Source organism: Vibrio sp. V38_P2S17PM301 (assembly GCF_009904845.1).
GTDB classification, from domain to species: Bacteria; Pseudomonadota; Gammaproteobacteria; order Enterobacterales; family Vibrionaceae; genus Vibrio; species Vibrio proteolyticus.
The window spans coordinates 12,132-31,896 of record NZ_WXWO01000042.1; the positions used below are offsets into that span (position 1 = coordinate 12,132).

A 19,765-nucleotide genomic window follows, 5' to 3' on the forward strand; every position below is an offset into this window, starting at 1 on the left:
GGTTACGCGAGATCACCTGCTATCAGGGGTACGAAACGCACCATTTCAATTACTTCCGATGTAAACTCATCGCCATGGCGAGTGACTTTCATCAGGGCTTGTTCTTCAGTGCCGACCGGGATCACCAGCACACCACCGTCATTAAGTTGCGCCATCAAGGCTTGCGGCAGGGTTTCTGCCGCGGCCGTTACGATGATCGCATCAAACGGCGCTTTCGCGGCCCAGCCCTGCCAGCCATCGGCGTGCTTGGTCGAGACATTGTAAATATCGAGCTGTTTCAGGCGCCGCTTCGCATCCCATTGCAGGGCTTTAATCCGTTCGACGGAATACACATGCTCCACCAGTTGCGCCAACACGGCGGTCTGATAACCGCTGCCAGTCCCGATTTCCAGAACTTTACTGGTGCGCTTAAGCGCAAGCATTTCCGTCATTTTGGCCACGATATAAGGTTGAGAAATGGTTTGTCCGTGGCCAATCGGCAGTGCGTTATTGTCATAGGCCTGATGCAACATTGCCTGCGAGACAAAGTTCTCGCGTGGCAAGGTATAGATCGCATTCAGTACCTGCGGATCCTGGATGCCACTGGCGACAAGGCGTTCCACTAATTTGTCGGCATGTGGGTTGGTCATGATCATCGGTCCTTCAGCCAGTTATCCATACTCTGCAAAGACTCATGCGCGGTCAAATCGACCTGCAACGGAGTGACCGATACCCAGCCTTGTTCAGTGGCATGGAAATCCGTCCCTTCGCCGGCATCCTGCTCTTTGCCCGGCGGACCAAGCCAATAGATGTCATGACCGCGAGGGTCAAGTTGTTTAATCATGTTTTCCGCATGATGACGCGCACCCAGACGCGTTATTTTTACCCCTTTCAGGGCCGCACTGGCAAGATCCGGAACGTTAACATTGAGTAAACGATTGGTCGGAATCGGTTTTTCAATGTGTTGTTCCACCAGTTGACGGGCAACCCGGGCTGCGGTGGTAAAATGGTGTTTACCGACCAGCGAGAACGCAATCGCCTGCACTCCGAGAAAGTGTCCTTCCATCGCCGCCGCCACGGTTCCCGAATAGAGCACATCGTCACCAAGATTGGCGCCATGATTGATGCCGCTCAACACCAGATCTGGCAGATCATCTTTCATCAACTCATTGAGTGCAAAGTGGACACAGTCGGTCGGCGTTCCCTGCACTGAATACGTCCTTTCAGCGATTTGGGTGACACGTAGCGGCTGCTCAAGCGTCAGTGAGTTCGAGGCGCCACTGCGGTTACGATCCGGCGCGACAATGGTAATTTCCGCCAGATCACGCAACTCCTGTGCTAAGGCATGTATCCCTTCCGCATACACACCATCATCATTACTGATTAAAATTTTTAGTGGTCTTTCCATGACTTAGTACACACGCTCTACCGGAATTTCTTCCACTAACTCTCGTACAATCGCCGTTGCGAAGCAACCCGCGTCCAAAGAGAAGTGCAGGGTTATATTGTTGCCGTCGACCTGCCAGCTGAGGTCCTGCGCTTTTAGCGCCACTGGTCGACGCTCATGACGCATCCGGTTACCCCGAATCAACGCCATCAGATCCGGCTCAGCGTCCAGTTGTGGTTGTTCAAGAGCCAGTGCCTGCGCCTGCGTCGGCAGCGCATTATCGCCCGCCATCGCCGCGCTGATTTGTACTTCACCGCGCTCAAGCTGAAGATTGAACGCCGCCACCTGGTCGGCCTCCACCAGCGTCGATCCCTCGCCTGTCAGCGCAATGTCGCCTTCCACAACTCGATCGAACGCTCCCTGCTCAATCCGCGCAGACACGATATGGTTGAAGATCCACGAACGGGCCGCCGACAGATACAGGCTGCGCTTGTTCTGGTTACGGGTACGAACGTTCTCACGCCCCCAGCGACGGGCTTCATTGACGTTGTTCCCCTGGTTACCAAACCGCTGACTGCCGAAATAGTTCGGTACGCCAGTCTCAGCAATTGCAGACAAACGTTGCAAAACATCTTCTGTATCAGAGACTTCAGACAAAGTCAGCGTAAAATGATTCCCTTTGAGATCGCCGGGGCGCAATTTTTTGTGATGACGTGTCACCGCCAGAATTTCAATGCTTGGGTATTGCTTCAGAAAGGCATCGAAATCCGGTGCGTCGCCACCAGGCAGATGGACACTCAGCCATTGCTCTGTCACAGCATGACGGTCTTTCAGACCCGCCCAACTGACATCTTTCGATTTCACGCCGCACGCTTTTGCCAGTTCATTGGCCACAAAGCTGGTGTTTTCACCGGTTTTGCGAATCCGCACCATCAAGTGTTCGCCCTGACCAGACAACTCATAACCCAGATCTTCCCGGACCTGAAAATGCTGTGGTTGTGCTTTCAGTTTGGCTTTGGCTTTTGGCACACCATTCAGGTAGGCCAGAGGGGATAACATATCGGACATATTCAGTTTCTACTCATCCGCCATCACGCTTTCATCAGCAACACCACCGCTTCGGTAGCAATGCCTTCTTTACGCCCGGTAAAACCGAGACGTTCCGTCGTGGTGGCCTTTACATTAATATTGCCTGGGTCAGTGCCCAGATCCGCCGCGATGGTGGTCTGCATGGCTTCGATGTGCGGCGCCATCTTCGGAGCCTGGGCGATAATGGTAATGTCGGCATTTCCCAGCACATAACCCTGCGCTTGCACCCGGCGATAGACATCTTTCAGCAGTTCACGACTGTCTGCGCCTTTCCATTTGTCGTCGGTGTCCGGGAAATGGCGGCCGATATCTCCGGCGGCAATCGCACCCAGCAGCGCATCACACAATGCGTGCAGCGCGACGTCACCATCGGAATGAGCAATCAACCCTTGCTCGTACGGGACCGCCACACCACCAATAATCACCGGGCCCGGTCCACCAAATTTATGGACGTCAAAACCGTGACCAATTCGAATCATAACCCTTCCTTACTTACTGAATTTCAATCGCGGCGCAAGTAAAACTCGGCCAGCGCAAGATCTTCGGGCTGGGTAATTTTGATGTTGTCAGCCCGCCCTTTCACCAACGCAGGCTTATAACCCAGCCATTCGAGCGCCGACGCTTCGTCGGTGATCATCACACCTTGAGCCAGTGCTTTAGCCAGTGCGTCGGTTAATTGCTCAGTATTAAACATTTGTGGCGTCAAAGCGTGCCAAAGCGCCTGCCGTTCCACGGTGTGGTCAATGTTGCATGCCGCGTCCGCGCGTTTCATGGTGTCGCGTACCGGGCTCGCCAGAATGCCGCCCACTTCATGCTGCGCCACCGCGGCTATCAAAGCGTCGAGATCGGCGTGTGTAATGCACGGCCTGGCCGCATCATGCACCATTACCCATTCAGATAACGCGTGGGCCTGAATGTATTTCAGTGCAGACAACACCGAGTCTGCACGCTCACCTCCACCGGAGACCCGCACCACGTCAGGATGCGCTGCAATCGCCAGTGCCGGAAAATACGGGTCGCCATCGGTTACGGCCACCACCACCTTTGAGATTTTAGGATGACTAAGCAGTTTGTGTACGGTGTGTTCCAACACTGTGTGACCGGCAATCGGCAAATACTGTTTTGGCCTATCGGCCTGCATACGGCTGCCGACCCCGGCTGCGGGGACCACGGCGATCACAGAGGCGATGTCTGACATGCTATTTGGTTTCCTCCCCGACGATGCGGTAGAAGGTCTCCCCCTCTTTGATCATTCCCAGCTCGTGGCGGGCACGCTCTTCAATCGCGTCCAGCCCCTGGCGCAAGTCATCGATCTCAGCAAACATTTCAGTATTGCGTGAGTGGAGGCTTTGGTTCACCTGTTCCTGAACTTCGATTTCAGCATTCACGGCTTTAAAGTCAGAAATGCCGTTTTTACCGAGCCACAATTCATATTGCAGCCAGCCGAGCAGCACGATGAGGGTAAGAGCAAAAATTCGCATATCACCTGACATTAACGAGGAAAAGAAAGACTACTTTATACCACAACGCCCGGAGTCAGGCGAGGCGGCACTCAGTAGTCTTTTCACTAATCGTGTCAGGATGTTAACAGGACAGGGTTAACCCATCATCAGAAAGGCGAACAACCCGGCACCCAGAAGAAGGCGATAAATGACAAACGGCATCATTCCCATACGGGCAATCAACTTGAGGAAAAAGTGGATGCACAGGTAAGCACTGATGAACGAGGTCACAATCCCCGTCAGCATGAAGCCAAGGTGAACAGGCGCGCCACTGGTGACCAGATTCATTCCCAGGTAGCCCCCCGCCAGCATGATGATCGGAATGGACATCAAAAAGGAAAAACGGGCCGCCGCTTCACGGGTAAAGCCCAGATACAACGCCGCAGTAATGGTAGCGCCCGAGCGGGAAGTCCCGGGAATGATCGCCAGCGCCTGAGCCAGACCAACAAACAGCGCCGATTTCCAGGTAGCCTGATACTCATCATCGCTTTGCGTCGCGTGTTTGTCGACGTACCACAGCAGTATGCCAAACACGATGGTCGTGGTGGCGATCACCCAAGCACTGCGCAGGTAAGTTTCCACCACATCCTTCATCAGCAGGCCAAAAATACACGCCGGAATGGTCGCCAGTACAATCAACCACGCCAGTTTCGCTTCTTTGCTGCGATCGCCCCGGAAAATGGAAGCGAAGAAAGCGCTTAATAAACTGATGACTTCCTTACGGAAATAGATCACCACCGCCGCCAACGTACCGACATGGACCGCCACATCAAACGCTAGGCCCTGATCGGCCCAGCCCAAAATCGCCGAAGGCAAAATCAGATGCGCCGAACTGGAAATTGGCAAAAACTCAGTCAGGCCCTGGATCAGCGCCAGCATAAAGGCTTCATAATAACTCATGAGATACTCAAAAAAGGTCAGGATTGAACCACAGCTCAATCTGGGTTAACGATTGAAAAGAAGGCATTGCCTGCCACAACGCCGCGATGGTGCGGCCATCTCCCGGCACGACCCGTTGCGGACACAACTCATACAGCGGTTGCAGTACAAAAGGGTATTTATAAATGTCGCTGCGGGGAATTTCCGGTTGCGTGTCCGACACCATCTCACCGAATAAGATGATGTCCAGATCGAGCGTCCGGTCTTCCAGTTTACCGGCGTCGGGCCGGCGTCCCCACTTTAGCTCTATGTTACGCAGCGCCTGTGAAAATTGCGTGAAAGTCAGCTCCGTTTTTAGCTCGATCACCAGGTTATAAAACGGGTGGCTGTCGAATCCGAGTGCATCACACTCATACACCTGAGACAAACGCAGTTGCTGGCCAAGTTGCGATAACTCACGTACCGCCGCTTCGACGTGTTTGCGTCGTTCAAGGTTGGTACCGACACCGATGTAACTGGTGATCACATCTGGCCCCGCTCAATGACGACACCCACACCTTTGGCCTGAGGTACGGCACCAGGTTTGGTCAGACGAATGCGGACGCCCGCGACAGCAAAACGGGTCATGATCAGTGCCGCTACTTCTTCCGCGACACGTTCCACCAGCAGGAAGCGACCATTTTCAATATGCGACAGAACTGCCTGACTGACCTGAGCATAATCCAGAGCATCCGCCACATCATCGCTGTGACCCGCCGGGCGGTTGTCGTGTGCCATTTCGATATCCAGCACCAGCTTCTGCTTAATTTCCTGCTCCCAGTCGTATACACCGATCGTGGTGATCACTTCTAACTGCTCAATAAACACTTTATCCATGGTGATAGCCATTTCCTTCAGAGGTCGGATACCCAAACTAAAACAAAACACATATCATTAAAAACTCAGCTTCTGCTCACACATCCGCCAACGGGTTCGGTAGTTTGAGTCAAATTTTCGCGATATGATAGCAACATAGAGCATACGTTTCAGCCATTAAGAGTATCCATGACACCACTCGCCCTCATCCTGATCATTTCTGCCTACTTACTGGGGTCGATCTCGAGTGCCGTGCTGATCTGCCGGGTACTGCGTCTGCCGGACCCTCGCAGCGCCGGATCCCAAAACCCCGGTGCCACGAACGTGCTGCGCATTGGTAGTAAACAAGCAGCGGTAGCGGTGCTGGTGTGTGACATGTTGAAAGGCACCATTCCGGTGTGGGGCGGCTATTTTCTCGATATTGATCCGATCATTCTCGGGGTGGTGGCCATTGCGGCCTGTCTCGGACATATGTATCCGATTTTCTTCCATTTTAAAGGAGGAAAAGGAGTGGCGACGGCGCTGGGCGCAATTGCTCCGATTGGCTGGGACCTGACGTTATTGATCATAGCAACCTGGCTGGTGATCGCACTGATCTTCCGCTACTCCTCGCTGGCCGCACTGATCACGGTACTGCTGGCACCCTTATATACCTGGCTGATCAAACCACAATATACCCTGCCGGTAGCCATGTTGTGCTGCCTGATCGTGTTTCGACATCACCAGAACATCCGCCGTCTGTTCGATGGCACCGAGCCCAAAGTCGGCGAAAAGAAAGACATAAAAAAGACCTACTGAGAGGTCTTTCGATTAAACGTGCTCGGCAAGAAAGCGCTCCAGCATCTGTGTCACGTACTGTGGCTGCTCCAGATTACTGATGTGTCCCGCTGCGGGAATTTGCACCAACTCACTGCCCGCGATGCAATCTTGCATCAGGAACGATTCCAGTACCGGACGCGGGGTGTCTTCCTCACCCACGGCGATCAAAACCGGCAACGCCAATGTTTCCAGCTCTTCGATCAGATCGCGACGACCAAACACCATGCGGCCGATACGTGCGATTTCCACGGCATCTTGCCCTTTGATCGCCGAAAGCTGAGCCGAAAATTTGTTCACTAATTGCGGAGAGTTCTGCGCCGCGTTACGGGCAAAGAACATTGGTACCACCGCATTGACGATCGGTGCGGGTACCATCTGCGCCATGCTGATGGCTTCCAGCATCGCAAAGTATTTTTGGTGAGTCACCTCCGGCTCCAGACCGACAAAGGTGTCCATCATTACCAGCCCCGTCACTCGTCCGGGCGCCATCAGCGCCAGCTCCGTGCCCCACATGCCGCCGACCGACAGCCCGACAACCGCAAACTGTGCCACATCGATATGATCCATCAGCGCCAGCATATCTGCCGCAATGTCCTGCAATGAACGGGTTTTCTGTGGCGCCGGATCGGATTCACCGTGCGCCCAAAGATCCGGCACAATGCAGCGATATGACTGACTGAGCGCTTCAATTTGTGGTGCCCACATCTGGTGATCCCACAAGTAGCTGTGACCCAGCAGCAAAACAGGTCCCTGCCCCACATCCAGATAAGCGAGCTGTTGTCCATCTATGGTAAATTTTTTCATCATGACAGTGTCCATCAAAGGTATTGTTGTAATTTTTGTCGTTATCCTATCATCATTACTATCAATCACCACTCGGAGCTGTCGCCAGACGCAGCGATAAAAAAACGGCCGCACAGGGCGACCGCTTTTTCATAACTGGTAAATCAGGCAATCGGTTCCAACTGGTCAATCGGCCAGCGCGGCGTCGCCTGTACCGACAGGTCAGCCACTTCGCCATTTTTCAGACGCTGCATGCCCGCGTAAGCAATCATGGCGCCATTATCGGTACAAAATTCGGTGCGCGGATAATAGACTTCACCGCCGATTTTGTTCGCCAGTTTTTCCAGCTCAGCACGCAAACGCTTATTCGCGCTCACACCGCCGGCTATCACGATACGCTTCATGCCTGTCTGCTCCAGTGCGCGGCGACATTTGATCGCCAGCGTCTCACAGACGGCTTCTTCAAACGCGTACGCAATATCCGCTCGGGTCTGCTCGTCATCATCGTTGGCTGCAATGGTGTTGGCGGTGAAAGTTTTCAACCCGGAAAAACTCATGTCCAGTCCCGGGCGATCGGTCATCGGTCGCGGAAACTTAAAGCGCCCTGGCGTGCCCTTCTCCGCCAGCTTCGACAGCAGCGGTCCACCCGGGTAATCCAGCCCCATCAGTTTCGCGGTCTTATCAAACGCTTCACCAGCGGCATCATCAATCGACTCGCCAAGAATCTTGTACTCACCGATGCCTCTCACTTCGACCATCATCGAGTGACCACCAGACACCAGCACCGCAACAAACGGGAACGGCGGCACGTTATCTTCCAGCATTGGCGCCAGCAGGTGGCCTTCCATATGGTGGACCGGTACAGCCGGCACATTCCAGGCATACGCAATACTGCGCCCGATGGTCGCGCCCACCAGCAATGCGCCCACCAATCCCGGGCCAGCGGTGTAGGCAACCCCGTCAATGTCCGCGGGTGTCAGGTTGGCTTCAGCCATCGCCGCTTTGATCAGCGGAATGGTCTTTTTCACGTGATCGCGCGAGGCCAGTTCCGGTACCACACCACCGTAGTCGGCATGCAGTTTTACCTGACTGTACAACTTGTGCGCCAACAGGCCTTTTTCATCGTCATAGATAGCGATTCCCGTTTCATCACAGGAGGTTTCAATGCCAATAATGCGCATATTTTTCTCGGTACACCCGTATCCACAATCAAAATTTGGCGCAATCTTACCTCGCCTTGGCTTTTCAAACAAATTTTGTACAGACAATAGGCAATAAAAGGCTTTACAATGGCTATGTGATCGGATTAAAATTCCGCACCATTTTTGATCAAGCTGGTTAGCGTCCAAGCAATTCATGTTTGACTGTTATAGGCCAGCATTAACGAATAACCCCTGAGGTGAAAGGCATATGCCAGTAGTTAAAGTACGTGAAAACGAACCGTTCGACGTAGCTCTGCGTCGTTTCAAGCGCTCTTGCGAAAAAGCAGGTATCCTTTCTGAAGTGCGTCGTCGTGAGCACTACGAAAAACCAACTACCGTTCGCAAACGCGCTAAAGCAGCAGCTCAAAAGCGTCACGCTAAGAAGCTAGCTCGCGAAAACGCTCGTCGCGTTCGCCTGTACTAATAACTTAATTCAGTAAAGGAATTGAGTTATGGCTCTGATTGACACACTCAAAGAAGAGCAAAAATTAGCGATGAAAGCCAGGGACAAAACGCGCCTTGGCACTATTCGTTTGGCTCTGTCGGCCATTAAACAACGTGAAGTTGACGAACAGATCACTCTGGGCGACGACGATATTCTCGCTGTGCTGACAAAAATGGTCAAACAACGTCGCGACTCTGTTGCGCAGTATGAAGCTGCAGGTCGTCAAGACTTGGCAGACGCTGAGCAAGCGGAAATCGTTGTCCTTGAGGAATTTATGCCTCAACCACTGAACGAAGATGAAGTCGCAGCACTGATTGACAGTGCTATCACCGAATCTGGCGCAGCGGGCATGCAAGACATGGGGAAAGTGATGGCCGTGCTCAAGCCGCAAATTCAAGGGCGTGCAGACATGGGGAAAGTGAGTGGTTTAGTTCGCGCTAAACTCGCTTAAACCAACCCCATTTGCAGCAAGCCGTGCTATCCACTGGAACGCACGGCTTGTTTGTATCTATCCTATCTACATTGAGGCTTTCTATTCGGTTTTATGGCAGGACACATCCCTCGCAGCTTTATTGATGACCTCCTTGCTCGGCTTGATATTGTCGATATCATTGACGCACGCGTAAAACTGAAGAAAAAAGGCAAAAACTACAGCGCTTGTTGCCCGCTCCACAACGAAAAGACCCCGTCTTTCAGCGTCAGCCAGGAAAAGCAGTTCTATCACTGTTTTGGCTGCGGTGCACACGGCAATGCCATCGATTTTATGATGGAATTCGAGCGGCTGGAATTTCCTGAAGCCATTGAAGAACTGGCCTCTTTTCTCGGCCTGGATGTGCCACGGGAACAGCGCAGCGGCAGCAATTTCAATCAGCAGCCACGCGCCAACAGCGAACAAAAACGCAGCCTCTATGATTTGATGGGCAGTATTGCTCAGTTCTATCGTGATCAGCTCAAGCTCTCGTCCAGTAAGGTAGCCATCGAATACCTCAAGGGCCGCGGCTTATCCGGTGAAATTGTGCAGAAGTTTGGTATCGGCTATGTCCCCGACGAGTGGGACAGCGTGCGCAAGAACTTTGCCCGCGGCCGCGATGCAGAAGAGATGCTGACCTCAGCGGGTATGCTGGTTGAGAACGACAACGGCCATCGCTATGACCGTTTCCGCGGGCGGATCATGTTCCCAATCCGCGATCGACGTGGCCGCGTGATCGGCTTTGGAGGCCGGGTGCTCGGCGAAGGCACCCCCAAATATCTCAACTCTCCGGAAACGCCGATCTTTCACAAAGGCAAAGAGCTTTACGGCCTGTACGAAGTGTTGCAGGCGTACCGAGAGCCGCCGCAGATACTGGTCACTGAAGGCTATATGGATGTGGTGGCACTGGCACAATACGGAGTGGATTACTCCGTGGCGTCTCTGGGGACATCCACAACCGGCGACCACCTGCAAGTGCTGTTTCGCCAGACCAGTGCCGTGATCTGCTGTTACGACGGCGACAACGCGGGTCGTCAGGCTGCCTGGCGCGCGTTGGAAAATGCTCTACCCTATTTGAACGGGAACAAAACTCTTAAGTTTATGTTCCTGCCGGATAAAGAGGATCCCGATTCATTTATCCGCCAGAACGGCACCGAAGCATTTGAGCAGCATGTCCAGCAGGCCACGCCGTTTTCTGACTTTCTGTTCAGTGGCTTAATGGAAAAAGTGGTCGACAACAGCAGCCGAGAAGGTCGCTTTCGGGTGGTCCATCTGGCCGAACCGCTCATCAACTCGGTACGAGATGAGTCATTAAAGCTATATTTATGGGAAGAGCTATCGCTGCGAACCGGCCTGAGCTCTGACGCGATTCAGTCTAGCTTGAACAAAAAAAGCACCAGTGAGGCCGCGGCACGTCCCCAGCCTCATAAAGAGATCAAGCGCACACCGATGCGAGAAGTGATCGCTTTGCTTATTCAGAATCCAAGCTATGCTGAAATGGTACCGGACCTGTCCAGTGTCCGGGGATTGGCGTTGCCTGGTTTGGGTTTATTGGTGGAAGTACTTGATTATTGTCAGTCCCACCCCCATATCAACACCGGCCAGTTGCTTGAACACTGGCGTAATAACAAAAATGAGGCGCTTCTGTCTCGTCTTGCCAGCTGGGAGATCCCGCTCGCTGAAGACAATCAAGAAGATATATTTTTAGACTCATTGGACAAAATACTTGCTCAGTGCGTTGAAAAACAAATTGAAAACCTGCAGGCCAAAGCAAGAAGTGTCGGTTTATCAGCCGAAGAGAAAAGGGAGCTGCTAGCCTTAATGCTAGATTTGAAAGCGTAACCCTGTTTGATTAGTCAGCAATGAATAAATTTGTTAGTATTCGTGGTTTGCATTTCGCATACTAATTCCTTCACCAGATACGAAGTTGGATACCGTCTATGGATCAAAATCCGCAGTCACAGCTAAAACAACTTGTCATTAAGGGCAAGGAACAAGGCTATCTGACCTATGCCGAAGTTAACGATCACCTGCCCGCAGAAATCGTCGATTCCGAGCAGGTAGAAGACATTATTCAGATGATTAATGACATGGGTATTAAGGTAGTGGAAACCGCTCCTGATGCCGATGACCTTGCTCTTAGCGATGACAACAACATCACCGACGAAGACGCTGCCGAAGCGGCCGCGGCTGCACTATCCAGTGTAGAGAACGAAATCGGCCGTACCACCGACCCGGTGCGCATGTACATGCGCGAAATGGGTACGGTAGAACTGCTGACTCGTGAAGGTGAAATCGATATCGCGAAGCGTATTGAAGATGGTATCAACCAGGTTCAGAACGCTGTCGCAGAATACCCAGGTACGATTCCATACATTCTGGAACAGTTCGACAAAGTTCAAGCCGAAGAACTGCGCTTGACCGACCTGATCACCGGCTTCGTAGATCCAAACGATGAAGAGACCAGCGCCCCAACGGCCACTCACATCGGTTCGGAACTGGCAGAAAAAGAACTGGCGGACGAAGACGACGAAGATCTCGACGAAGACGAAGATGAAGACAAGGAAGATGACGACTCTTCTGAAGAAGAAGATACCGGCATCGACCCTGAGTTGGCGCTTGAGAAATTCACCGATCTGCGCAACACCTTCCAGAACTACCGTCTGGCAGTAAACGAACACGGTCGTGAAAGCAACAAAGCCAGCGAAGCGCACGCACTGGTTATCGACGTATTCAAAGAATTCCGTCTGACACCAAAACAGTTTGACTACCTGGTGGAAGAACTGCGTACCGCTATGGATCGCGTACGCACGCAAGAGCGCCTGATCATGCGCTCGACGGTTGAATACGGCAAAATGCCGAAGAAATCTTTCATTGCTCTGTTTACCGGCAATGAATCCAGCGAAGCCTGGTTGGATGAAGTTCTGTCTTCAGACAAACCTTACGCTGAAAAGATCAAACGCAGCGAAGACGACATCCGTCGCTCTATCCTGAAGCTGAAAGCGATCGAAGAAGAAACGTCACTGACGGTTCAGAACATCAAAGACATCAGCCGCCGTATGTCTATCGGTGAAGCCAAAGCTCGCCGCGCAAAGAAAGAGATGGTGGAAGCCAACTTGCGTCTGGTTATTTCGATTGCTAAGAAATACACCAACCGCGGTCTGCAATTCCTGGATCTGATCCAGGAAGGTAACATCGGTCTGATGAAAGCGGTCGACAAATTTGAGTACCGTCGTGGTTACAAATTCTCGACCTACGCGACCTGGTGGATCCGTCAGGCGATCACTCGTTCAATCGCTGACCAAGCTCGTACGATCCGTATTCCGGTTCACATGATCGAAACGATCAACAAGCTCAACCGTATCTCGCGTCAAATGTTGCAAGAGATGGGCCGTGAGCCGTTACCGGAAGAGCTGGCAGAGCGCATGCAAATGCCGGAAGACAAGATCCGTAAAGTACTGAAAATTGCCAAAGAGCCAATCTCAATGGAGACACCAATCGGTGACGACGAAGATTCGCATCTGGGTGATTTCATCGAGGACACCACGCTAGAACTGCCGCTGGATTCTGCGACTTCTACCAGCCTGAAAGTGGCGACTCGTGACGTACTGGCAGGCCTGACGCCTCGTGAAGCGAAAGTACTGCGTATGCGCTTTGGTATCGACATGAATACCGACCACACTTTGGAAGAGGTTGGTAAGCAGTTCGACGTTACCCGTGAGCGTATCCGTCAGATCGAAGCCAAAGCACTGCGTAAGCTTCGTCATCCAAGCCGCTCGGAAACTCTGCGCAGCTTCCTGGACGAGTAATCAACCAAGCATGAAAAAAGGTGAGCAATGGCTCACCTTTTTTGTACCCGAACGTTCTAAGTGGATAAAAACTAAGCGCAATTGGTAATATCTGCGGCTAGACACCCCGGCAAGCTTCCCCTATAATCGTTGTCCTAATTTGGCCCCTTAGCTCAGTGGTTAGAGCAGTCGACTCATAATCGATTGGTCCGCAGTTCAAGTCTGCGAGGGGCCACCATATTGCAGAAGGCTCGTAGAGAAATCTACGGGCCTTTGTTTTTCTGGCCTTCCGTATTCAGCTCCTTTTTCCTCAACAGTGATGACTTCCGGTATGCTCTGGTCGATTAATGCCAGTTATCCATCTCAATATGAGATAAATATCGAGTTCCATCTCGGGAAGGACACCCATGATCCAAAAGCTCCCAGAACTCACCGCTCATAACCTGTGCTCGATGACGCTTTGACTATACTCAAAACTCATCTTGTGTACGGGAAGCGCTATGGACCAAACCCACACTCCGGCAACGGGCGCGGATCTGCTTAGCCTTGGGATCATCACTCTATTGTGCGGGTATCTGTACTACCTGATGGAGTGGCTGTTTTTCTACTTTCGTCCGTCGATGTTCAGCTATCTTGATGTGATACACAGTGTCGCGGTTGCGCTGGTAGCGCCATTGCCCTTAGTGGTGATAGGCGTTATGGCCGTATTGCTGCTGACTTTGCTTATGCTGCGCGCACCGGGGACTATCCCGCTGATTGGGTTGCCGCTAAGACACATCGCCCTGTTGATTCCCGGCTTGATTCTCGCCTGTACCACTTTTCTACTGATCGATAATTTTACCTATACCCTGCTTCGCTTTGCCTCACCGTCGGCAAACAGCCTATTGGTTAAATCAGTGTATTGGCTGCTTTTTATTGGTTTAGTAGGTTATTTTGTGCGCCGCCTGATGCCAGCCATGTCGTACCTGGCCACGCACATCGCGCTGCAGCGTCAACTCAGCACAACCTGCGCCGTGCTTCTGAGCCTCTCCTTGGTGATGGTGTGGCTGTCTTATCAGTCACCACAAGTTATTGTACATATACCGGCTCAAAGTGCGGTGCAGGTGCAACCCGAATCACCGCCTAATATTATTGTGTTCAGCGCTGATGGCGTGAACAGCAATCATGTTTCGGTGTACGGTTACGCGCGCCAAACCACACCGTTTTTAGAGCAGATCGCCCGCGAGAGCATGGTGTTTCATCATCACTGGACCAACTCCGCCAAAACCACCGGCGCCATGGGAGCGATGCTGAGCGGCAAATACCCGACTCGAACCCGGGTGATCTTCCGCCCGGATACGTTTCGCGGTCAGGACATGTACCAGCACCTGCCGGGGTTGCTGAAACAGGCGGGATATTTCAACATCGATATCACCCTGCGCTATTACGTTGATCCGGTGGATCTCAAGATCAGAAACGGTTTTGATTACGCCAATCGCCGCCATGTCTCTTCGCGCCATAACGACATTCGGGAGGTTATTGTTCAGCGCTGGCCAGACAGTGTGCAGTTCTGGGAGGAAACCTGGCAACGCCTCTATCAACGGTTAGCTCATCTGACGGGCCATGCACCAATGGCGTACCCACATCAACTGGTTAGTGGTGGCTTGGACATTCCCAAGGGATTCAGCGATCGCGATCGGGTCAATCAACTCATAACCCACATCGCTACCGCACCACGTCCATATTTTGCTAATGTTCACCTGCTCGGCCCACACGGTAATAAATTTTCCTATGAAACCCCGGTGTTTACCGACACCAAACATCAGCCCCAAATGTGGATGCTCGATCACTACGACAACGCGATTCGTCAGTGGGATACGTATGCTCAAGAAATCTATCAGTTGTTGATTGAACGGGGCGAACTGGACAACACCATACTGATTTTCACCAGTGATCACGGTATCGGCCACAGCATTGATCAAACGCTGCCTTTGTTGATCCGCTTTCCACATCGCGAGCCAAGCGGAGTGGTTGTACAGCCTTCGCAACGGGTAGATATCGCCCCGACCCTGCTGGGTTACTTGTCGCTGCCCATTCCGGAGTGGATGGACGGTCAGGATCTCTTAGCCACCAGCAGAGTGCCTAAGCCCATTTTTATCGCCACATCACCGGATGAGCAGATCGTGGGAATGGGAGAATGGAAATCGGCGGCCAGTGTCCGTGCCCCTTTTTATACCTTGGGGACTTTGTCGATGGCGCTCTGCGGTCGGCTTTACTCGCTCAATCTCAATCAGCCCGAGGCCGTTGCGCTGACACACACCTTGGTACACCCACCCGATAACCGCTGTGGTCAGCGTGCTCTGAGCCAGCAACAGGCCTATCAGATGTTAACCCGACACCTGAGTGAGATGGGCTATGATGTCTCGATGCTGCCAGCACAGCTGAATTAAGACAGTTTCGTCAGACAGTAAAGCGTGCGACAAGAGTGAGGAATTTGGTCTTTGGCTTCAATGGTAAAATAGCCGGCCAGTGCCGCTTCAAACCCCGCCTGATGGTATTGTGGGAAGACGTCTTTGCGGCTCGCCAGTAAACGCTGTACCTGGGAGTCTTCCTTGGGGACAAACTCTATGATCACTTGTTGACGGCTGATGTGATGCAGCAGCCTGACGATGTGTTCAAGCGGCGTGTTGTTGCTGATCGCCAGGTGATGGATCAGCGCTAGGGCAATCACCACATCAAACGCACCGCGCGATACAAACGAGCTGCGCTCGCCGTTCGCCCAGCCGATGGCGGCCGACGGATTAAACAGATCCAACACCAGTGGCAGAATATGACTCTCTCCGGACTCACGAACTTGCTGATAGTTGTGCTCGACGGCCACTTCGTCGATATCAAACGCCACCACCTGCTCGGTGTAACGGCTGGCTAAGCGACTGAACTGACCTGAGTTGGCGCCAATGTCCGCGAGCAGAGAGGCTGGCGTACCACGCTGGCTAAGATAGCCCTCAACCAAAGCGATTTTACCCTGCATCGCTGCGTCCTGATAATTAGTGTGCTGATAATACTCCCCCCACTCAGACGAAGGCGTATGCCAGTGCAGCGATGCAATGTAAGTTCTCAGCCCCTTGAGCATGGCGCGCAGTTTGTCCACCTTCATTGCATCTGCCCCTTTCAGCGCGGCTTGCGTCTGATGCGCCTTGTCACCGTAACGGGTTTGCATTTTCGCGTGCAGATGAATATGGGACAGCATATTGAAGCTTAGCCAGGTGCGTTTGGGCAACAGTCGACTCGTCAGATCAAGTGGCACCCCATCAATATACAGCTCAGCCAGTTTTCCCAACCGGTGGTCGCAATGGGCTTTGAGAGCCAGCGGCGCCAAAAAGTGCTGACAAAACTGGCGATAGGCCACCCATGTGCCCTGTTCATAAGGCTCAAAGGACAAGGTATCAATGAAAATTGGCCTTCCCTGATGAAACTGGACGTTAAACGCACTGGCGTCTTTCAAACTAAACCCGTAGTCCAGTGCAAGCAACTGAATGTCGAGTGTCAACAACGCCGCGTCTTTAAGTTGGCCAAAGCACCATTCATACGGATACGAAATGTAGGGAATACGCTCTGGCTTCAGGATTTTGTGTGCCAGATCAGAGCGATAACCGTCCAGTTGCTGCTCGCGATGGCGGACCAGATAGTTGCGCTCCGTCAGAGCCTGATGCAGGCCACTATCCAGATAAGCATCAAAGGCATTGGCAAAGCATTGGTTCACCTGACGATACAGCGTCCCTTGATAGCGAAACACAAAACCACTGCTGTCACGGAAAGAAGAGTCATCCACTTCAATATTCTGCATAGTTCATCGTCACTTAAGGTCACTCAGAGCTGGAATACTCATAACTATAGCCTAATCTGCATTTGCTGAATGAACGCCGCCTGACTACAGTTGAACTAATCTCTTTTTTATCAATAACCAGATAGGGAGTGTTTTATGCTTTCCCGCACGCACCACAAACTGGGCTTAGTGGCCTTGACCCTGATGGCAAGTTTTCCGGCACAAGCGTATCTGGATCCCGGTACGGGCAGCGTGATCCTGCAAGCGATTATCGCGACGGTCGTCGCGGGTCTTGCGACTATGCGTTTATGGTGGGATAAACTGCTGAACCTGTTTTCAAGCCGTAAAGACCCGTCAGCAGATGACAACGACAATGCGCAGCCCACATCAAAGCACGACCATAAAGAGCCATAAAAAAGCCCGCGACATCATTCGGCGGGCTTGTCTCACATTATCAGCTTAGCTGTAGTGCTTTCACACAGTTTCGTCCACTGGCCTTGGCTTCATACAGCAGTTTGTCGGCCTGATTACACAGCGCCTCAAACTCCATGTCCACCTGATGGGTCGTCAATACACCGAAGCTCGACGTGACATTGACGGCTTGTTCGCTCTCAGTCACGAATCCTTGTTGAGCCACCGCCTCACGCAGGCGTTCTGCTAACGCCACGGATTCTTCCAGATCGGTTTTTGGCAGCACCACAACGAACTCTTCTCCGCCGAGGCGCGCGACAATATCGCTATCTCGCACCGACGATTCCAGTACTTTAGCCACACCAGTCAAAACCACGTCGCCAAACACGTGTCCGTAGGTATCGTTCACCTGTTTGAAGTGGTCGACATCGATCATCACCATCGTGATGGGCCCCGTTTCCGGTTTTCTCACCACCACTTTTTTGTCCAGTTTACGTTCCAGCCACTTGTTGAGCTGTGCATAACCTGACTGGACGCGTTTCCATTGCTGACGTAAGTGGTACGTCACTTTACCCGGAAGCGATTGTGGTTTCACTTCCGGCTTAGGTGTAGCCTGTTCCGTGATCGGCTGCATAAACCACTCTTCCAGGAAACGACGGTTGAACAAACCGGTCAGCGTGTCCGTTTTCGCTAAACGACGCATACGGATACGCGAACGGTTGACGGCCAGGAACACGACTGCCAGCAACAGGATCACAGCCAACAGTGCAATCACAATTTCCCCCAGCAAGTAGAAAGTCCGGCGATTGTTCTCCAGTTCCATCCGTTGCAAAACGTTATTCCAGTTCAGATCCTGGTTCTCATATTCCAGTCGCTCCAGCTCAAACAGGATCTGTTGACGCTCGAGTTTTTCCATCTCGCGATCGTTGCTGAACTGAATGAATTTATTGTGATACTGACCATAAGACTGGTACGCCTGCTGAAAGTTGTTCGCGCCAGCGTAGGCCTGGGCTGCCACTTTGAGCAGCTCCAGTTGCTGCTGCTGAATGTGCGGGCTCTTGATGATCTCCGGCAGCATTGGCGTGATCATAGCCAGCAACTCGTCAAACTTCTTCTGCTCCAGCATATACTGCGCTTGCAGCAACCTGAAAGTCGCCAGATAGGCACTCGACGTTTCACGATACTGGAGGTTTTCCGCCAGTCTCAGGTGGCGCAGCATGTTCCGGTCGTTATCGGTCTCGCGGTACAGAGAAGCCAGCTCCAGGTTGATGCGGAAACGAAAACGGCCATCGCCGATGATCTGCGCCAGTTTGAGCGCGTCCTGATAGGCGTCAATCGCTTTATCATACTGGAACTGCGCTTTGTGCAATTTGGCAATGGTCAGCACACTGAGCAACTCATTGAACGACATACGCCGCTCTTTGAAATAGCGGTACGCCTGGTTCAGCACCGTTTCCGAGCGGCCATAACCCTGAATTTTGACCAGTACATCACCCAGCCCTAATGCAGCACGCTCTACCTGTCCTTGTACACCGGAAGACTCTGCCGCCTCAAGCGAAGACATGATCGCTGCATAGGACTTTTTAAAATCCCCCTGAACTTCGTAGTAGCGCCCTTTGACCAACAGCACTTCCGATTCCAGCTGCTTATCACCATTCGCACGTGACGTTTTCAGTAGCGTATCCAATGAAGAGACGGCTTCGTTGATGTCGTTTTTGCCCATCATCGCCTGAATCTGATGCAACTCAAGCAACAGGTGTTCACGGCTCTGTTTTGGCGCCAGGCTCAGCCCTTTCTTTGCCGCCGCTGAACTCTCCTTTTGTCGCCCCAGCAGTTCCAGTACCGTCGATTTGGCCAGGTAGTAACGCACCAGCAACTCTCTCGGCTGGTTTTGCAGTAGTGAGTCTTCTTCCAACTGCTCAATTTGCGCCAGCGATTTTTGCGGCAAGGCGTAAACCTGACGCTCGATGCCTTCCAGAGACTGGAGGAATTTGTCTTTTGGCTCTGCACCCGCAGCCTGGATCTGGAACGAACACAGCAATGTCCAGAAGAGCAGAGGTGCAATCATAAGTTTATGAAATTGCAACATTATTACTATTCCCTAGATGGGTAAATACTTCAGTGTGGCGGGAAATTATGATTATTATTAAGTGAGCGGATCGGCTCGGAGCCGATCCGAAAATGCTTTCCCGAACAGATTGGGCTGCATAATAAATCACCGACTTTGTCCGGCGAAATCGTTTTGCTCCACAATCCAGCCAATGCGGGCAATTTTTAATCAATTACGAAAAAAGTCTTATCTTTGCTACAAAAATAGCGTCTCAGCACTAATCCACGTCACCTCGCTTGGCC

At 52.3% G+C, this 19,765-nt stretch carries 20 protein-coding genes and 1 tRNA gene; 8 read left to right on the forward strand and 13 right to left on the reverse strand.

Annotation, left to right across the window (positions count from 1 at the left end; all coding sequences use genetic code 11):
- Window positions 1-2: 2 nt before the first annotated feature.
- The 9 genes from CAG64_RS09410 to folB form a co-directional block, all read right to left on the reverse strand.
- Window positions 3-629: a protein-L-isoaspartate(D-aspartate) O-methyltransferase gene (locus tag CAG64_RS09410; RefSeq protein ID WP_040903252.1), complete on the reverse strand. Its 627-nt coding sequence runs from the start codon at window positions 627-629 to the stop codon at window positions 3-5.
- A 2-nt stretch (window positions 630-631) separates the two neighbouring features.
- Window positions 632-1,387, reverse strand: coding sequence for a 5'/3'-nucleotidase SurE (gene surE / locus CAG64_RS09415; RefSeq protein ID WP_021707359.1), 756 nt, complete (start codon window positions 1,385-1,387; stop codon window positions 632-634).
- Between the two features lie 3 nt (window positions 1,388-1,390).
- Window positions 1,391-2,434 (reverse strand): tRNA pseudouridine(13) synthase TruD, encoded by a 1,044-nt coding sequence (gene truD, locus CAG64_RS09420; RefSeq protein ID WP_161453816.1) that lies wholly within the window; start codon window positions 2,432-2,434, stop codon window positions 1,391-1,393.
- 23 nt (window positions 2,435-2,457) lie between these two features.
- Complete coding sequence (gene ispF, locus CAG64_RS09425; protein WP_021707357.1) at window positions 2,458-2,934, reverse strand: 2-C-methyl-D-erythritol 2,4-cyclodiphosphate synthase; 477 nt, start codon at window positions 2,932-2,934, stop codon at window positions 2,458-2,460.
- 23 nt (window positions 2,935-2,957) lie between these two features.
- Window positions 2,958-3,653: a 2-C-methyl-D-erythritol 4-phosphate cytidylyltransferase gene (gene ispD, locus CAG64_RS09430; RefSeq protein ID WP_161488589.1), complete on the reverse strand. Its 696-nt coding sequence runs from the start codon at window positions 3,651-3,653 to the stop codon at window positions 2,958-2,960.
- Between the two features lies 1 nt (window position 3,654).
- Window positions 3,655-3,936 (reverse strand): cell division protein FtsB, encoded by a 282-nt coding sequence (gene ftsB / locus CAG64_RS09435; RefSeq protein ID WP_040903273.1) that lies wholly within the window; start codon window positions 3,934-3,936, stop codon window positions 3,655-3,657.
- Between the two features lie 117 nt (window positions 3,937-4,053).
- Complete coding sequence (locus CAG64_RS09440; protein WP_161453814.1) at window positions 4,054-4,857, reverse strand: undecaprenyl-diphosphate phosphatase; 804 nt, start codon at window positions 4,855-4,857, stop codon at window positions 4,054-4,056.
- Between the two features lie 7 nt (window positions 4,858-4,864).
- The gene (folK, locus tag CAG64_RS09445; protein WP_021707353.1) at window positions 4,865-5,362 is read right to left on the reverse strand and encodes a 2-amino-4-hydroxy-6-hydroxymethyldihydropteridine diphosphokinase; all 498 of its coding nucleotides are present in this window, start codon (window positions 5,360-5,362) and stop codon (window positions 4,865-4,867) included.
- Window positions 5,359-5,712 (reverse strand): dihydroneopterin aldolase, encoded by a 354-nt coding sequence (gene folB, locus CAG64_RS09450; RefSeq protein WP_161453822.1) that lies wholly within the window; start codon window positions 5,710-5,712, stop codon window positions 5,359-5,361. Before folB ends, folK begins: the two co-directional genes overlap by 4 nt.
- Before the next feature lie 168 nt (window positions 5,713-5,880).
- On the opposite strand from folB, the gene plsY reads away from it, so the two are divergent.
- Complete coding sequence (plsY, locus tag CAG64_RS09455) at window positions 5,881-6,489, forward strand: glycerol-3-phosphate 1-O-acyltransferase PlsY (RefSeq protein ID WP_161488588.1); 609 nt, start codon at window positions 5,881-5,883, stop codon at window positions 6,487-6,489.
- Window positions 6,490-6,501: 12 nt separating this feature from the next.
- Here the strand turns inward: plsY and CAG64_RS09460 are convergent, their stop codons facing one another.
- Together CAG64_RS09460 and tsaD are read right to left on the reverse strand one after the other, a co-directional pair.
- Window positions 6,502-7,314 (reverse strand): alpha/beta fold hydrolase, encoded by an 813-nt coding sequence (locus CAG64_RS09460; RefSeq protein WP_161488613.1) that lies wholly within the window; start codon window positions 7,312-7,314, stop codon window positions 6,502-6,504.
- A gap of 143 nt (window positions 7,315-7,457) precedes the next feature.
- Window positions 7,458-8,474 (reverse strand): tRNA (adenosine(37)-N6)-threonylcarbamoyltransferase complex transferase subunit TsaD, encoded by a 1,017-nt coding sequence (tsaD, locus tag CAG64_RS09465; protein WP_021707349.1) that lies wholly within the window; start codon window positions 8,472-8,474, stop codon window positions 7,458-7,460.
- Between the two features lie 229 nt (window positions 8,475-8,703).
- Between tsaD and rpsU the strand changes: the two genes are divergently transcribed.
- From rpsU to CAG64_RS09495, 6 genes are all read left to right on the forward strand, one after another.
- Window positions 8,704-8,919, forward strand: a complete 216-nt coding sequence (gene rpsU / locus CAG64_RS09470; RefSeq protein ID WP_001145625.1) for a 30S ribosomal protein S21 — start codon at window positions 8,704-8,706, stop codon at window positions 8,917-8,919.
- Window positions 8,920-8,947: 28 nt separating this feature from the next.
- Window positions 8,948-9,391, forward strand: coding sequence for a GatB/YqeY domain-containing protein (locus tag CAG64_RS09475; protein ID WP_161488587.1), 444 nt, complete (start codon window positions 8,948-8,950; stop codon window positions 9,389-9,391).
- A gap of 93 nt (window positions 9,392-9,484) precedes the next feature.
- Entirely contained in the window at window positions 9,485-11,251 is a 1,767-nt protein-coding gene (gene dnaG / locus CAG64_RS09480; RefSeq protein ID WP_161488586.1) for a DNA primase, read from the forward strand.
- Between the two features lie 98 nt (window positions 11,252-11,349).
- Complete coding sequence (gene rpoD / locus CAG64_RS09485; protein WP_161453810.1) at window positions 11,350-13,218, forward strand: RNA polymerase sigma factor RpoD; 1,869 nt, start codon at window positions 11,350-11,352, stop codon at window positions 13,216-13,218.
- A 141-nt stretch (window positions 13,219-13,359) separates the two neighbouring features.
- A tRNA-Ile gene (locus CAG64_RS09490) sits at window positions 13,360-13,435 on the forward strand.
- A gap of 262 nt (window positions 13,436-13,697) precedes the next feature.
- Complete coding sequence (locus CAG64_RS09495) at window positions 13,698-15,626, forward strand: sulfatase-like hydrolase/transferase (protein WP_161488585.1); 1,929 nt, start codon at window positions 13,698-13,700, stop codon at window positions 15,624-15,626.
- Here CAG64_RS09495 and CAG64_RS09500 read toward each other — a convergent pair.
- Window positions 15,623-17,023, reverse strand: a complete 1,401-nt coding sequence (locus CAG64_RS09500; RefSeq protein WP_161488584.1) for a class I SAM-dependent methyltransferase — start codon at window positions 17,021-17,023, stop codon at window positions 15,623-15,625. The genes CAG64_RS09495 and CAG64_RS09500 overlap by 4 nt on opposite strands.
- A gap of 135 nt (window positions 17,024-17,158) precedes the next feature.
- Between CAG64_RS09500 and CAG64_RS09505 the strand changes: the two genes are divergently transcribed.
- Window positions 17,159-17,416 carry a hypothetical protein gene (locus CAG64_RS09505; protein ID WP_021707342.1) on the forward strand — a complete coding sequence of 86 codons (258 nt, stop codon included), beginning with the start codon at window positions 17,159-17,161 and terminating at the stop codon, window positions 17,414-17,416.
- Between the two features lie 40 nt (window positions 17,417-17,456).
- Here CAG64_RS09505 and CAG64_RS09510 read toward each other — a convergent pair whose 3' ends face one another.
- Window positions 17,457-19,502: a GGDEF domain-containing protein gene (locus CAG64_RS09510; RefSeq protein WP_161488583.1), complete on the reverse strand. Its 2,046-nt coding sequence runs from the start codon at window positions 19,500-19,502 to the stop codon at window positions 17,457-17,459.
- Between the last annotated feature and the right edge of the window lie 263 nt (window positions 19,503-19,765).